This window comes from Membranihabitans marinus, assembly GCF_019802045.1.
In the GTDB taxonomy this organism is placed as follows: domain Bacteria; phylum Bacteroidota; class Bacteroidia; order Chitinophagales; family Saprospiraceae; genus Membranihabitans; species Membranihabitans marinus_A.
The window spans coordinates 50,387-64,864 of sequence record NZ_JAHVHU010000010.1 but is presented as its reverse complement, the minus strand read 5'-3'; the positions used below and the strand labels follow the sequence as shown (position 1 = coordinate 64,864).

Sequence of the window (14,478 nt, the reverse complement as noted above, 5' to 3'; positions counted from 1 at the left end):
TAATTTCTGAATAAATTATCTTGATCCAAGGAGTGTTTAAAAAACGAGGAAAATAAATTCAGTATCTTTGCAATTACTGGACAAACTATTCCCAATGCATGATCCTCATTCCCTAGCTTGTCAATAACACGTTATGTCGGTCTAACTTGGGCATCTTTAGAGTGTATGTGATTTGCTTCTTATTTTGATAATGTGTTGGTATACAGTATCCAGCTCTACTATTTTTCTCTACGGTAGAGATGGATAAGCGGTTTTCGATTATAAAACATTAGAGAAGTGCCACACAGAAGGATCGATCTCATGATCGAAGCTGATGGGAGCCAGCCACACGAATTGATCCGGACGATGGCATTTGGGTATTCGGTATCCAATCTGCGAAACTTTTTCGATGTTGGTATTATCGGTCTAAAAGAAGATATCGATGTGTTTCATTATACCAATCCCAAAGGTGGTTCGCTGAAAAAGGCATTGGATTATCTGATCGGTTATATCGGTCGTGAAAGGGAGTGGCCTTTCGAACAAATATCCGGATGGGATAACACAGAAAACCGGCTGGGCTTATTGATTCGTAAAGCAGCCTGGATTTACAAGGATGAGAAATATCAAAAGTTATGGGAAGATACATTCGAAGAAAGAATGAACGATGATTGGAGTTTGTTGGTATTTCCCGAGCTTTATTAAAAAATAATGTTCTGGTCTTTGGTAAAAGCAGATCGAGGTTCGAATGGTTAAAAATGCGGTGCATCCAGAACTTTTTCCGTCTCTGTAGTATCGATCTAATGCAATCCACGCACACGAATCGCAAGGGTGGAATTAAGCTTTATGAACCTGATGGTATCTGGAAGTCTGCTTATCTTTATTTTTTTTATAAAGGCAACAAACTCAATGCCTAATACAACAAGATCATCGACTACTTTGATCCCTATTGATTAGCGTTTCATGCATATCATACCGGTGACCATCAATCATAAAACTATAGTTGAGGGTAAAAGTCTTTTTTTCTGGCTGATATCGACTATCGCCCAAATCACCGATGTTATTTCCTTCATGAATCGTGACGGAATTATCCGGGTTAACGCTAAATTTCAGGGTATATGTTGGTATATTCGCCGGGTTTTCATTTTCGGCAGCTACATACATTCGGCTGGTAAACTCATCGATGGGTACGATGTTTTTATCTTTAAAGACTTGCTGTTCAACACCTGAAGCTGTATCGATCAGCGTGCCTGACATCCTGTACTGCCCCGAATATTCATTTTTAAGTTGAACCGCATAGAGTATAGATGATAATTCCTCATTGACTTCGTACTCATTGACCTGTTTGATTCTTAAAGGAATCACGTAGGTAGTGTCTGGGGATAATCCATGCGCATTCAATAGGATCGGCATGTTGCTGTACAATGTTCCTTTCTTAATTTCAACGGTAAATGATGGAACTTCAAAATTTTCCTGGTTGAGCATATGGACATACCTGGAACTATCGTGTTCAAACTCGATGAAATTGTACTCGTCTATAATGTCCGGATCGAACTCCATGTCAATTTGTATGTCTCTATCTGGTAAGAGCGATCCACTGCAGTATACGGTTATAAACCCTTCTGAAGGTTTGTCCTGGAAAGGGTGAATAAAATGATGGATCAGATTTTCACTGTGAACCAGATAAATGTTCTTCTTGTATGCTTCAACCTGATCGAACTCTTCATCACAAGACGAAAGACTAAGTATCGATGCAAGTACTGCGGTGAATAGTAGAAGTTGAGGTATAATTTTGTATATCATTTTTTACACGTTTAGATGGATTACCAACCAGGGTTTTGGATCAAATTTGGGTTTTTATCGAGATCGGAGGTTGGGATTGGGAAAAAGTACAACCTTCGATCGTAATTTCGTCTGACATTCGAATCATTGACCCGGACTCTGGTAAAAAATTGATCGGGTTGGGCGCGAACGGCGCGTACATTCATCCCTTCAAATGGCTCATAATCTTCTTCCAGCTTTTTTAACCGACGTTGATCGTGGTATCTTCGGCCTTCGAGTGCGAATTCTATATAGCGCTCTCTACGTATAATTTCCCGAAGCAATTCAGGATCGGATACTTCAGCATCGGATAATCCCGGTAATCCAGCGCGGTAACGGACCATATTAAAGTATTTTTTAATCAATTCCGGATCACGTGCTACGGTGTATCCATCGATGGTGTAGCTTCCGGTCAACTCATTCAAAGCTTCCACATAATTTAATAGTATTTCGGCATACCTGATCCGTGCAAAAGATTTATCGGAGACGGATCCAAAGAAAAAATTATCGTCAGGGTGCGTGTATTTTCTAAAAGTATACCCGGTAACCAGGCGATCGTCCGGATCTGATCCTACGATAGAACCGGCATTGCCATCTGCAGCATAATTAACCAGGAAGTTGTTGTATGCAGAACCTCCGGAAGTACTCAAACCATAGAACTTCGCTCCGCTAAACATAATCGTGGCATAAAACCGATATTCCCGGTTGGCATACATATTGAAAGTTCCAGCGGCCAGTGTGTAGTTTGAAAAATTTTCTTCATGTTCTGTATATCCAGTCTCAGAATACTGATATTCCGGAAGCTTCGGTTGATCGATTGTACTTCCATCCCGCATATAGTAAGCGTCGATCAATTTTTGAGGTGCGTTCAATCCATTCCAACCATAGACAAACAAAGGGTGGGTGCCCTGAACAATTCGATGCAATGCTGCACTTTCAGAATTGTCGCCCCAGATACACTCAGGGTTTTTGTACATCAAGGTTTCACTGTTGAACATGTCGCTGTAGGAGTGATAAACATCGATCCCTCCCGCTCCGTTTGGAAAATCAGCAGTGGGCACATTCGGAGCCAATACAGGCGAGTTTGTTTTCCAGGGCTTGGTATGCAGAGAATACAGTCCCGTTTCACCAAGTTCAATCACACGCAATGCGGCTACAGCTGCTTGCGCCCATTTTTGGTTGTCTTCAGTTTGACTGATAAAATGATCGCCTTCCTGGGTGGTCCAGTTAGAATAGAATTGACTGTTTCCATTAAACAAAGGACTCGCTGCATAAAGTCTTAAACGAGAAGCTAATGCCAGTGCAGCTCCCTTTGTGGGGCGCATCCAGTAGGCATCAATTTGTCTTTCCGGCAATATCTTCGCTGCTTCCATAAAATCATCGACAATGTACTCTACACATTCATCATAGGTGCTGCGTGGTAGAGCCAATTCATCCAAAGAAAGATCATACGATTGTGGTTGGTCTGGGGTAATGACTACTGGACCATATTGCTCTACGAGTTTTAAATAAAAATAGCCTCTTAAAAATAGGGCCAACCCAAGGATTTCTCGTTTTTCAATAGCTGTGGCATCCTGCACTTCATCTAGTCGAGCCATGATTGTATTGGCTTTTCGAATTCCGATGTAAAAATGGTTCCAGTGCTTAAACTCACCCGAAGATGCATCCAATTCATTGGCAGAGAAGAAGTTTTGAGGGAAGGTTCCTCTTTTGTAGGTCCAGAAAGCATCATCGGATCCTGTGAAATAAGGGTACACATCCGTCGAAGTATGAGAACCCGCTTCTGGCATGATGTAGGAGGCTGTGTTCCAAAGATAACCTTCTACAAAATGTTTTCTGGCAAACACGGTATCAATACTGAAAGTATCTAAGAAGTAGGGATCAACATTCAGATAGTTGCACGAAAAATTGAATAACAGTATCAGACCAAATGATAGGGTTAGTATAAATCGTTTCATTTATTAAAAATTTAAAATCAGATTGAGAGTGAATTTACGCTGAATCGGATATGCCGTTCCGTTGCTTGATGCCTGTTCAGGATCCCATAGTTTGACATTATCCCACACTATTAAATTGTCACCGATTACAGAGATGTCTACATGACTGAGAGCTACTTTTCGTAAAAAATCAGCTTTGATGCGGTAGGCTAATTCAACGTTTTTTAACCGAACATAATCATTGCTGGCCAACCAGTACGTTGAGGGTTGGGTATTGTTCGCAAATGATCCGTAACTCAATCGTGGAAAGCGAGCATTGGGTACTTCCGTGGTTGGCGTGCCGGAGTAACTCGCCGGTGTCCATCTGTTCAAAGGATCGTTTACGATTGACAAGATATTTCCAATATCACCACCACTGTATGGAAAATAATTGGATCCGCTATAGATGAATTTGGATCGTCCTGCGCCCTGAAAAAACATACTCAATGTCCAGTCCTTGTAGCCCACTTCACCAGCTACCCCATACGTAATCTGAGGTACATCTGAATAGTCGAAATAAACGTAATCTTCTGAGTCTACCTTCCCATCGCCATTGACATCTTTGTATTTTATATCTCCCGGTAATACAGTACCGAACTGCGATGGACTACTGAGAATTTCTTCCTCATCCTCAAACAGCCCCAATGCAATTAATCCGGTATGGGAATTGTATATATGCCCGGCCTTGGCTTTATAAGGGTATTTGAACGGGGGTTCTTCCCAATACTCTACTTTGTTGTGTGCAAAGGTGAAGTTACCTCGTACAGTTGCCCAGGCTTTTTCTCCCAATGGTTGGGTCAGAGAGGCCGTACCATCAATTCCTTTACTGACCATGGTTCCTACATTTCCCCAGGGTTGGGCAATGTTCCCAACGGTTTCCGGTAAGTTGGTCCGTTCCTGGAAAATTCCTTCACGACGGTCCTTAAAGATATCAAAAACAAAAGAAAGACGGTCATCTAAAGTGATCTCTATACCAAGGTTGTTTTTAATGGCTTTTTCCCATCTCAGATTATCTGCGCCCAGATTCGTTTCCGTGATTCCGTTGGATCCGGCCCAACCTGCCGCAGCTCCTTCCTGCACAAATGTGAAATAGGGGAATCTGTAATTGGATATTTTATCATTTCCGGCCGTACCATAGGAGTATCTAAATTTAAGCAATGATATAATGGGCGCGTGTTCTTTCATCCAGTCATAAAAAGTCGGAACCCACCCCACTGCAATGGAAGGAAAGAAACCAAATTGTTCACCGCGTTTAAAATTTTCAGAACCGGTATACCCAAAGTTGCCTTCGACGTAGTAGGTATCATCAAACGCATAAGTCATTCTACCAGATAGACCTTGGTTTCGCTGTGGAATGGCATTGGTGCCGGTGAATTCGGTGGAGTTGTATTCCTGATGGAAATAGTGTAACAGGCCGCCGATACGGTGACGATTCGCGATAAACTTACTATAATCAATTGCCCCTTCCAGGTAATATTTTCGGTTGGTCAATGAAGCCGTGGATATTTCAAGAGACTTTTGGTTAACATTGAGTTCTAAATCGAGATCTCCATTGGGCTTTCGTTTGTTTGCGTAATATAGATCTGGTGCTTTCTCTCTTTTTACGATATGCGTTGAATACGTGTCAAAAGAATAAAGCACGCGGGCGGATAGACCATCAACCCAGTTGGACAGATCCTGCTTCAGGTTGATGTTGGATTGAACAGCACTTCTATGATCCGTAAGATAACCGGTGTGGTTCAATAATACGGCGGGTGACATTTCATTTTGTGATTTTCCATAGGCTGGAAATTGCCCGGACGAATATTGAATGGGCACAGTCAGTGGTGTCAGGTTAGCCTGTGCTTCCCATATTTTAGATGTTTCGCCGATTCCTGGACGATTTTGTGTCGTCATATACCCATCGACCCCCAACGAAATAACTGTGGAATTGGTCACATTGATGTCTAGATTGGAGCGGAATGTATGTCGATTGTACTTTACATTGGTATGATAATCTGCTAGACTGTTTTCTTTATACAAAGCGTCAGAAGAATAGGTCCCGGCACTTAAAAAATACCGAGCTTCATCTCCTCCTCCAGAAATATTTAGGTAGTGATTTCTGTCCAAGGTCTGTTTCTTTAATATTTCATCCTGCCAACTGACGTTGGGGTATAGGTCAGGATCGAGATTTCGGTTTATGATATTGAGTTCAATATCATCATAGATCGGGTCCAGTCCCCGAACTTCTCGTGCTTCATTGGCCAGTAGGGCATAATCATATGCTTCCAAATATTCCGGCATTCTAGGCGAAGAGGATAATGTGGCATAATTCTTCAATCTGATTGAAAGCTTTCCCGCAGAACCTTTTTTTGTAGTGATCAGAACCACTCCGTTGGCTCCCCGGACTCCATACACGGCTGTAGCCGATGCGTCTTTGAGTACAGAAAAGCTTTCAATATCTTCCGGATCGATTTGGTTTATTCCGGCCCGCTCAACGCCGTCAATAAGAATGAGCGCACTTTGGCTGGCTCCGAATGTGCTGATTCCACGAATCCAGAATTGAGAAAAATCATTGCCCGGTTCGCCGCTTCTTTGTACGGAGATGATTCCAGCTACTCGACCTGCAAATGTATTTGTAATGGACGAGGAAGGGGTTCGCAGTTCTTTGGTTTCCATCGTTGATATGGAACCAATGACACTCGCCTTTCTTTGATGTCCGTGTCCTACCACAACAATTTCTTCCAGTTCGGAGCCTGAATCCACCGTCAGTTGTACATCCAGGAGATTGGTTTCACCTGTAATCAAATGTTCTTGGGTTTTGAATCCTATATACGAAAACACCAGGGTGCTGTTCTTAGCTACATTGATCTGATACCCACCATCCATATCTGAGGAGACTCCGACACCGGGCATGTTCTTAATATAAATATTGACGCCGGGAAGTGTTTCATTGTTTTCATCCGTTACGACACCGGTTATTTTCAGCTCTTCGTTCTGACCCCATGTGTGAAGGGGACATCCTGCCAGGAAGAGCGCGCACATTATGATGCATACATATTTCATTCAATTACAATTTTTCGGATTCTATAATTATTCTTATCACTCACGTAAATGGCACCAGTGGTCGGACTCACGCAAACACCATATGGCTCATGGAACAACGCGTTCTCTGGAAGACCATTTAAGTACCCTGCTGTCCCAGGTTGGCCCGCTAACGTACTTGTGAATCCATCGGGGCGCACCATTCGCACCACATGATTAAATCGGTCTGCTACGATAAGGTTGCCATCCAAATCAACGGCGATTTGACCAATAGTATTAAACTGAGCTTCATCACCAGGACCGTCATTGTGCCCTTTGGAAGATCCCGCGAGATAGTTGAACTCACCGGTTTTAAGATCATAGTAGTAGATCTTGCTCTCATCCCTGGTAGCTACATAAACACGCCGATCAATCTGTGAATAAGCTACATATACATAGTCTCCATTCCTGGTTGCATTCTGATGAAGATAGTCCCATTGATCATTTTTGGTGTCTACTTTAAATAAATGTCCGTTTTCAGCACCGAAGTAAATTACATCATCTTCGTCTATCGCGATCGATGAAACCCAATCCACATCGGAAGCAGGAATACCGGTTGGAATAACATAAGGATTCCATTGACGTTCTGGATCAAAGCAATACACCCGTCGGTCATTAGCGCTGGCTTTCCATACATAAGCACCGATATATACCCTTTCTCCATCCGTCGAGGTACATCCTCCGACCGGCCGGGCAATGTTGTCAGCCAATGTGATGACCTGGCCCAGTTGCGGAGATACAAGTCTGACTCTGTTTTCATTATCTGAAATAAATAGATTATCATCTAAGTCGCAATGAATAAAGCGTGGTGATTCAAACATGGCTTCTCCGATCGGGCCATCTTTGAACCCTCCGTTCCCATTGGCATCGACTACACCCGCATAAGGGAGCACGTTGGTCGAAAGCAAATACTTGAACTGTTTTTCCGCACAGACTACACTATCTGTACCGATCACGATTGATATATCACTCAGTTCTCCGGGTTGTCGGGGAGTTAATACATACATAATGTCATCGGACACCCCGACCACTGTAGCTTTCTTTTTATTGAAGTAGACATTAATCAGGGAGGGATCGTTACCGAAATTTTTGCCAAACAAAACCATCTTTGTCGCAATACCTCCTGAATCCGGTAAAAACGAATCAAATGTAACCGGCATGGATGGGTCGTATGGCTTTACTTTTATCGGATTTTCTTCACTGTCACAAGCGAAAATTAACCCCAATGAAAGCCAAAATAAAAGTTTAAATCTAACTGAAAGAGTCATATGATTAATTGTTTATCAGTACCGCTGTGGTGAATGTCAGCAGTTGGCGTGTAATTATTAATGGCGTAACGTAAGTATAGTCATATAAATGTATAGAACTTTGATTGTGCTTTAGAGAATATAAATGGTTGAAAATACATATTAGGCTTTTCACAATATGCCGGGTAAATGTAACAAATTATTTAGAAATTTTCCAGCTGTTTTGAAAATATTATAAATTGTATAATCCCAAGTAAAGCGATAGGCGATGAGTGTCAATGGGTTGCCATGAGCGTATTAAGAAAAACTTATTCTAAATTGAGCGCTCATCGATTGGAAATGAATAGAAACAGACTTGGTCTGAGATGGAAGTTAATATTACAAGTATGGAATTTAAAATGTATTCGGTAATTCTTTTGACTTTAACAGGGATTTTGCAGTCGTGTATTGATTCTAGAAATGCTGATTTTGAACCCAGCCCTACCTTGATTACTCTGGATTTAACCCGGGATATCGAATTCAAAAATGCTCAGCTCGACGATCTGGCGGATCACCTGGAAGTCATTCAACTGGAAACGACTCCTGAATCGATCCTAAGATCAATTCGCGCCGAATTTTCTGAGAATTACATTCTGTGCCTGAGTGGAGTGCGAGCATTGCTTTTTAACCGGCAGGGGCACTTCCTGGGAAGCATGAAGCGGACCGGCATAGGTGCTGATGAATACTGGGACAGTAATCGTTGGGCGATCGATGAAACAAACAATAGGATCTATACCTACAATCCTTACAACAGTAAATTGATTCGATATTATCTCGACCGCCGGCAGGTAGAAGACGCGTTTAGCACGGAGACGAATGGATCTTTACAGGAGATGATTGTACTGAATAAGGATTCCATTTTCGCCATCCGGCACGTCAACCGTATTTTTCCTTATCAATATTACTACCTATCTCCCGAAGGTCACCTACTGGATGGGAAATCCTGGGATACCACTCACTACACGCATAGTAATACAAGTTCTTCACCGTTTTTACAGATAGATCATAAAAACCGGATTATCTTTCAGCCATCAGATACGGATACGATCTTCGAGATTCGTGGTGTTATTGATCACCCCTTGATCGCATTTAAAAAGAAAAAATATTCCAATTTTGGAAAGAAAGAAACGATCCAGCATATATATCTGAAGGGACTGGATCTTCATCGAAATGCTATACTGCATATGGTTCAAGAGGAACGAATCACAGATGGCCCTGTCGTCGTGACAAGCAAACCCATGGATCAATTTTTATTTAGATATCATGCCGGAATTAATGAAATTGAAAAATTTGATACCATTTCCTTTAATTTTCAAGGTCTGGAACTAAACCTTAGTGAACATTACTTCAGAGTTAGTGGGATTAATTCTTTTTACATCAGTATCCCTATCAATGATATCCTGGAAAAATGTGAGGACTTTTTAAATACCAACCCGGAACCTGATAAAGCTGCCCAGGTGCAGGCGTTGCAAGCCAGTTTGGATATCAACAGTAATCCGTTGCTGATTACAGGACGCTGGAAATGGTAGTTAGTGAACGTTATTGTGTGTGCTCGTTTACTCTTTCCTTATCATTTCTTCCACTGCTTCCTCCACCAACGCTTTCCTCCGCTCTAGGCCAATCGCCAATGGAAGCTGAGCCAGACCTAAAATCCGACGCAGGATTTCTGCGCTGGAAAACCGACGCTGCAACCAGGGGTCAAAACCAATCACAGCACCATATTGTAGTAAGACAGACTCAATAATCTCTTCCGGTTGATTAGCCATTTTTAAGTGGGCAATCATCACGCCGATTTCAAATTCAACGGGCCCAAAAAAGCAAAACTCGGGATCGATAACCTGGATGCCTTCGTTCGTCCTTAACCAACTGCCAGGAAAATAATCACCATGTAATAGATGATCACCATCCGCCAGATATATTGCCCCCAATTTTTTAAGTTCCTTTTTAAGTGTGGTGTTCCCTTTTGCGCGATGAGCCACTTTCTGTAAACCCGGCAGAATATCATCAAGATTTATACCATTGTCATCCAAATAAGGATATACAAAAATGTGCTCGTGATTGAGCTCCCGCATAGCCTTATTGGAGATGTAATGATCTGTATTTTCCCTGGAAATCGAACCATGTAATGTGGTGACGAATCGGATCAATGCCGAAAGATCCTTTTGGTTCAAAACCTGGTTTTCCTGGTAAAGAAAAGTGAAGTCCCTTCCAGCACCCAGATCCTCCATATTCATCACATTGTTTATGGTGTCCAGCCCGATCAATCTGGGCATCATTCTACTCAATGCATCAACAGTGCCGATCAATTTATAAAACATTGCCTCTCGCTGGACCCGCTCTGGTGGGGCGGGGACGGAGGGATATTTCTCCACAAAATCCCGGCTTTGTTTGATGATAAAGCTTCGACGGTTGGTGATGATCCGTAGGGTGAAATTCATGTTTCCCTCTCCAGGTTTTTCAACGCCTTCGATCGTTTCGTTATCCTGAAGCCATCCCTGATTTTTCAGATAGGTTTCTAAGGGTTTTATCGTTGGTTGTAATATTTGCATAATTGCTTGATGTTAAGAGTTAAAGCACAAATTCATTTTTAATTCCGTCAAACATGACGGGGCAAAAACACTCCCTGTATAACAATTCTTGGACGCTAAACACAACCGGTCTCAAGAACCGGGAAACGCGTCTGTTTTGAATGTTCCTATCATGTAAGGCATTGAAATTATTTTGTATTTTTCAAATCAGATGAATGGCTTCGGGTACTGCATCATACTTAATCATTGTTTCAATAAGCTCCTGATCAATTTTTCGTGATAGCCATCCGTCACCTCATAACAATAGAGGACCGGATACCCCGGACCCTTGTCACATATCAGGTATTGTTTGAAAGTCCTTTCCTGAGATTCTCCGGCAGTATCATCCGGATGTATTTCCAACCTTGCATTCAATGATTCAAAGACCAAATCCCCGGGAGCGGTGATAAAATGACTGGCCAACACATCAAAGGGATTGAAGCCCTCAGCGCCCTGATTCAGCCATTGCTTAAGCCAAGGACGAGAAGCCTCTGCAAGCCATCGATTGGCCGGCATGCCATTGTTGATTCTATCCAGATCATTTTTCTTCAACCACACCTTATTGGATATTTCAAAAGGACACAACACGATGGGCACTTTGTTTTCGAAAAGTACCCGAAATGCCGTATTATCCAAATCAAAATTCAGGTCTTGGGCTCGATTCCCCTGCGTGCCAATTTTGAAATAATCGGTGGGCTTTCGCCGGCCGGCCACCAGGACTATCTTTTCAATCTGATCACTGATTTCCGGGTAATTCAATAGCAGCAGACCGATGTTGGTCGCGGGACCAATTGCCAGAATGGTTAATTTTTCTTCCTGGAGAGCCTTATGCAGCGCTTCTGCTGCATCATTGGTTTGGACTGCATTCAGATCAATAGGTTCACCGGCTCCTTTGTACACAGGTACTTCTTTCCTGGAAAATTCCTTGCTCATTTTTTGGCCTATTGCAAAGGCATTATCAATCGTGGTGTTCCCAAAAACAGTGCTTATCCCGACAATGTCCACCACCGGAGATTTCATAAGTTGGAGCACCGCATAACCATCATCCACATCGCTGTAACCTGGTTTGTGGTGACGCTTCATGCCTACGGCCAGGTCCGCATCAATCCAGACTTTAGTTTTGGCCGGGGAGGGATTGGCGGGTTGAGTGTGGACGGATGCCGGCCACACGAGAAGGAGGGTAAAAAAGAAACCGGCCAAAGATGTTGTAATTAATAAGTTGTTTTTGGTCATAAAAGTTGTTTTAAATTTTTAGATATTGGTGGTCTGGTCTAATAACTTAGGCTGGTTATGAAGGTACTGCAGTATTTCAATTTACTCATTGCGACCTCGCGAAGGTCGACATTTGGTCAAACACCTTTGCTAACATAGTTTTGATCTCGCTGAGGTCTTTAAGTTTCCACATATTATCAACTTCTTGCCATATTGAAATTATTAAATTTGAGGATGAACCCAAAATATTAGAGCACAACCCCATGTGAATACCGGTGGCATCGTGCACAAACCTGTTGCAGTCAAACCATTGCAATGGCTTTATTGGAATCGTTCCCACCATCCTTTATTGTTGATATTATCCCCGCCCATTCGGGACACGGCTCCCTTATAATTTTCAGCATTGGTGGCTTGTTCGGATTCGGGATAGAGGTACCGGACCGGATACCGATCCTCGTTCAGATTATCCGGCCCGGGCTTCAATTCTGGAATTCCGGTTCGACGTACATTGAACCAGGCTTCATGACCTATTCCTATCAGTGAAAGCCATTTTTGTGTCATTATTTTGATCAGGTTATTCTCACCATTCAATGCTACGGATGTTTGATTAAAGTAATCATTGGGGACCTCCAGCCCATAATACTCAAAACTGGCGCGGATGCCTTCTTTGTAATATTTCCCAGCATCTGCCTCGATAAAGTCTCGTTCAGCCGCTTCTGCCAGAGCAAATTGCACTTCGGAATACTGCATAAACTGCGCATTTACTCCATTGGGAATGTCTCTGAATATAGAACCAAAAAGGGAGATGTCACTGAGATTGATGCCTTTCTCGCTAATCGTTTCAGGGGTTTGTCCATTTTGCAAGCCCTTATATTCGGGATGACCACTTGTTGTGCTTTTTTCGGTTGGCTGGTATAAAACAGCAATCCGGGGATCATTCCAGAGAGTCAGCACAGAATCTACCGTTTTAGACATCCGGTGTTCCTGGTAAAGTCCCAATGCCGATGCTGACATTGGCCATTGATTTGGAGCTGAACTGAGGTATGGAACTACAGCATTTTGAGAGTTGGATGAGATCAATTTATCCGACTCAGCCAATTCTTGGATCTCAGAGTAGTCCGAAAGCCTATGGCTAATACGCATCAGATACCGCAAACGGAGTGAATTGGCAAATCGTATCCAACCATCCAAATTATTATCAAACAGGATGTCACCGGCAATGGGGGAGGAGGTGTTTTTCAGGGTGTGCGCTGCCCGCTTTAGCACAGCGAGAATGCCGGTTTGGGGATCGGTGTAAATATTTTTCTGCGTATCATATTTTGGAGCATAATTTCCGTCGATGGCTTGTACGGCTTCTGTGTACGGTACATCACCCCACAGGTCGGTGAGTTGTGAAAAGAGGTAGCTACTTATTATGTCCCCTACGGCCTGGTAGGCCTCATTGGTTCCTTCGAGTTCCTGCATCGAACGGATATCGCTAAGTAATCGAAATATGGTATTCCAGTATGCGCTGTTTCCTCCCATTTCATACCGGTCTATCCGCTCGAACTCGGGACTTGCCGCAAACTGAGCCAGAAAATTGGCCAAACGAAATCCCTGATTATAAGCACTTTGGTCTGCGGCTTCAAAAATCACATTGGTCAATAAAAACTGTGGGTGTACTTTTTCCGGGGTGTTTGGGTTTTCATTGATTTGATCAAAGTCATTGGTACAACTGGACAAGAATAAAATGAAGAAAAGCACTAGTGCGCTGGGAACTAAATAGCTAAAGTTATGCTTCCCGCTGATTTCGCAGATTCTCGCTGATTTACTCTCTAACCACGCCGATGACGTGGTAATATCTGCGCTGATCTGTGTGATCTGCGGGAGACATTGGTAGCAATAGAGACTTAGTTCTGCGTGCACTAGTGCAAGTGGAACAAAGTTCATGATACTATAAGATTCTGGCTGGGCAATCTTTGCTCTTTCGCTAATCCTCCCCGCTAGGTTTCCAATCCTTTTCCGAACCAGATTGGTAAGCCAGCGGATTGATCTGAACCATTGGAAGGATTGCCGAGCTAAGGTTAGGGATATAGTAGCCGGCGGGGAGCAAAAGGGTCGTAGGGATATACGCCAGAGTCGGACACGCTGCTGAACCCCTAAATACCACCAATTTAGTTTCCAAAAGGCTAGTGTATGAAACGCTAAGTGAGTATACCTATTTAGATGATGGTGCTTATTTTCTTTTTCTACTTTGCCTTGATGCAAAGTAGAGCAAAAATCAAGAAAAAATGAATACTCACGCGCAGGCAGGCACCCGCTCCCACGCATTTTTTCCGGGCGACCCGTCCAATTAGTCGTGTTCCACGCGTGCTCTTTACTAGTACTATCCACTTGAGCAAGTTTTATAAATTGAGAGTTTATATATAGAATTTGTTCTATACTTGGTTTTGGACCAAAATTCGAATGGGTATTTTTGATCTGACGGATAGCCGTAAAGCTAGGGATGAGTTGCCTGGCCATTAAACTTTGGCTTAAGAACCTGGAAAGCCTTTTGAAATTAAATGGAGAAGAGAATATTCTCCATGAATGTACCAG

At 42.7% G+C, this 14,478-nt stretch carries 9 protein-coding genes; 2 read left to right on the top strand and 7 right to left on the bottom strand.

Annotated elements, in window-relative coordinates; translation table 11 throughout:
- The first annotated feature begins 276 nt into the window (after positions 1-276).
- Entirely contained in the window at positions 277-681 is a 405-nt protein-coding gene (locus KUV50_RS11465) for an alginate lyase family protein (protein WP_222580295.1), read from the top strand.
- Positions 682-903: 222 nt separating this feature from the next.
- On the opposite strand, the gene KUV50_RS11460 is transcribed toward KUV50_RS11465, so the two are convergent.
- From KUV50_RS11460 to KUV50_RS11445, 4 genes are read right to left on the bottom strand one after another with little or no spacing between them, the layout of a single operon-like run.
- Positions 904-1,779 (bottom strand): BT_3044 domain-containing protein, encoded by an 876-nt coding sequence (locus KUV50_RS11460; RefSeq protein WP_222580294.1) that lies wholly within the window; start codon positions 1,777-1,779, stop codon positions 904-906.
- Between the two features lie 20 nt (positions 1,780-1,799).
- Entirely contained in the window at positions 1,800-3,755 is a 1,956-nt protein-coding gene (locus tag KUV50_RS11455; protein WP_222580293.1) for a RagB/SusD family nutrient uptake outer membrane protein, read from the bottom strand.
- A gap of 3 nt (positions 3,756-3,758) precedes the next feature.
- Entirely contained in the window at positions 3,759-6,818 is a 3,060-nt protein-coding gene (locus KUV50_RS11450; RefSeq protein WP_222580292.1) for a SusC/RagA family TonB-linked outer membrane protein, read from the bottom strand.
- Positions 6,815-7,996: an IPT/TIG domain-containing protein gene (locus KUV50_RS11445; protein ID WP_222580291.1), complete on the bottom strand. Its 1,182-nt coding sequence runs from the start codon at positions 7,994-7,996 to the stop codon at positions 6,815-6,817. Before KUV50_RS11445 ends, KUV50_RS11450 begins: the two co-directional genes overlap by 4 nt.
- Positions 7,997-8,469: 473 nt before the next feature.
- Here KUV50_RS11445 and KUV50_RS11440 point away from each other — a divergent pair, with 473 nt between their 5' ends.
- The gene (locus KUV50_RS11440; RefSeq protein ID WP_222580290.1) at positions 8,470-9,651 is read left to right on the top strand and encodes a 6-bladed beta-propeller; all 1,182 of its coding nucleotides are present in this window, start codon (positions 8,470-8,472) and stop codon (positions 9,649-9,651) included.
- Between the two features lie 27 nt (positions 9,652-9,678).
- Here KUV50_RS11440 and KUV50_RS11435 read toward each other — a convergent pair whose 3' ends face one another.
- The 3 genes from KUV50_RS11435 to KUV50_RS11425 all read right to left on the bottom strand — a co-directional run bounded on the left by KUV50_RS11435 (position 9,679) and on the right by KUV50_RS11425 (position 13,830).
- Positions 9,679-10,671: a phosphotransferase gene (locus KUV50_RS11435; protein WP_222580289.1), complete on the bottom strand. Its 993-nt coding sequence runs from the start codon at positions 10,669-10,671 to the stop codon at positions 9,679-9,681.
- A gap of 222 nt (positions 10,672-10,893) precedes the next feature.
- Positions 10,894-11,922 (bottom strand): nucleoside hydrolase, encoded by a 1,029-nt coding sequence (locus tag KUV50_RS11430; RefSeq protein ID WP_222580288.1) that lies wholly within the window; start codon positions 11,920-11,922, stop codon positions 10,894-10,896.
- Positions 11,923-12,222: 300 nt separating this feature from the next.
- Positions 12,223-13,830: a SusD/RagB family nutrient-binding outer membrane lipoprotein gene (locus KUV50_RS11425; RefSeq protein WP_222580287.1), complete on the bottom strand. Its 1,608-nt coding sequence runs from the start codon at positions 13,828-13,830 to the stop codon at positions 12,223-12,225.
- Positions 13,831-14,478 lie beyond the last annotated feature (648 nt).

Bases quoted from the DNA above. Each gene is read 5' to 3' on its own strand.
- KUV50_RS11460 (WP_222580294.1), bottom strand. From the start codon at position 1,779: ATGATATACAAAATTATACCTCAACTTCTACTATTCACCGCAGTACTT.
- KUV50_RS11455 (WP_222580293.1), bottom strand. From the start codon at position 3,755: ATGAAACGATTTATACTAACCCTATCATTTGGTCTGATACTGTTATTC.
- KUV50_RS11450 (WP_222580292.1), bottom strand. From the start codon at position 6,818: ATGAAATATGTATGCATCATAATGTGCGCGCTCTTCCTGGCAGGATGT.
- KUV50_RS11445 (WP_222580291.1), bottom strand. From the start codon at position 7,996: ATGCCGGTTACATTTGATTCGTTTTTACCGGATTCAGGAGGTATTGCG.
- KUV50_RS11440 (WP_222580290.1), top strand. From the start codon at position 8,470: ATGGAATTTAAAATGTATTCGGTAATTCTTTTGACTTTAACAGGGATT.
- KUV50_RS11435 (WP_222580289.1), bottom strand. From the start codon at position 10,671: ATGCAAATATTACAACCAACGATAAAACCCTTAGAAACCTATCTGAAA.
- KUV50_RS11430 (WP_222580288.1), bottom strand. From the start codon at position 11,922: ATGACCAAAAACAACTTATTAATTACAACATCTTTGGCCGGTTTCTTT.
- KUV50_RS11425 (WP_222580287.1), bottom strand. From the start codon at position 13,830: ATGAACTTTGTTCCACTTGCACTAGTGCACGCAGAACTAAGTCTCTAT.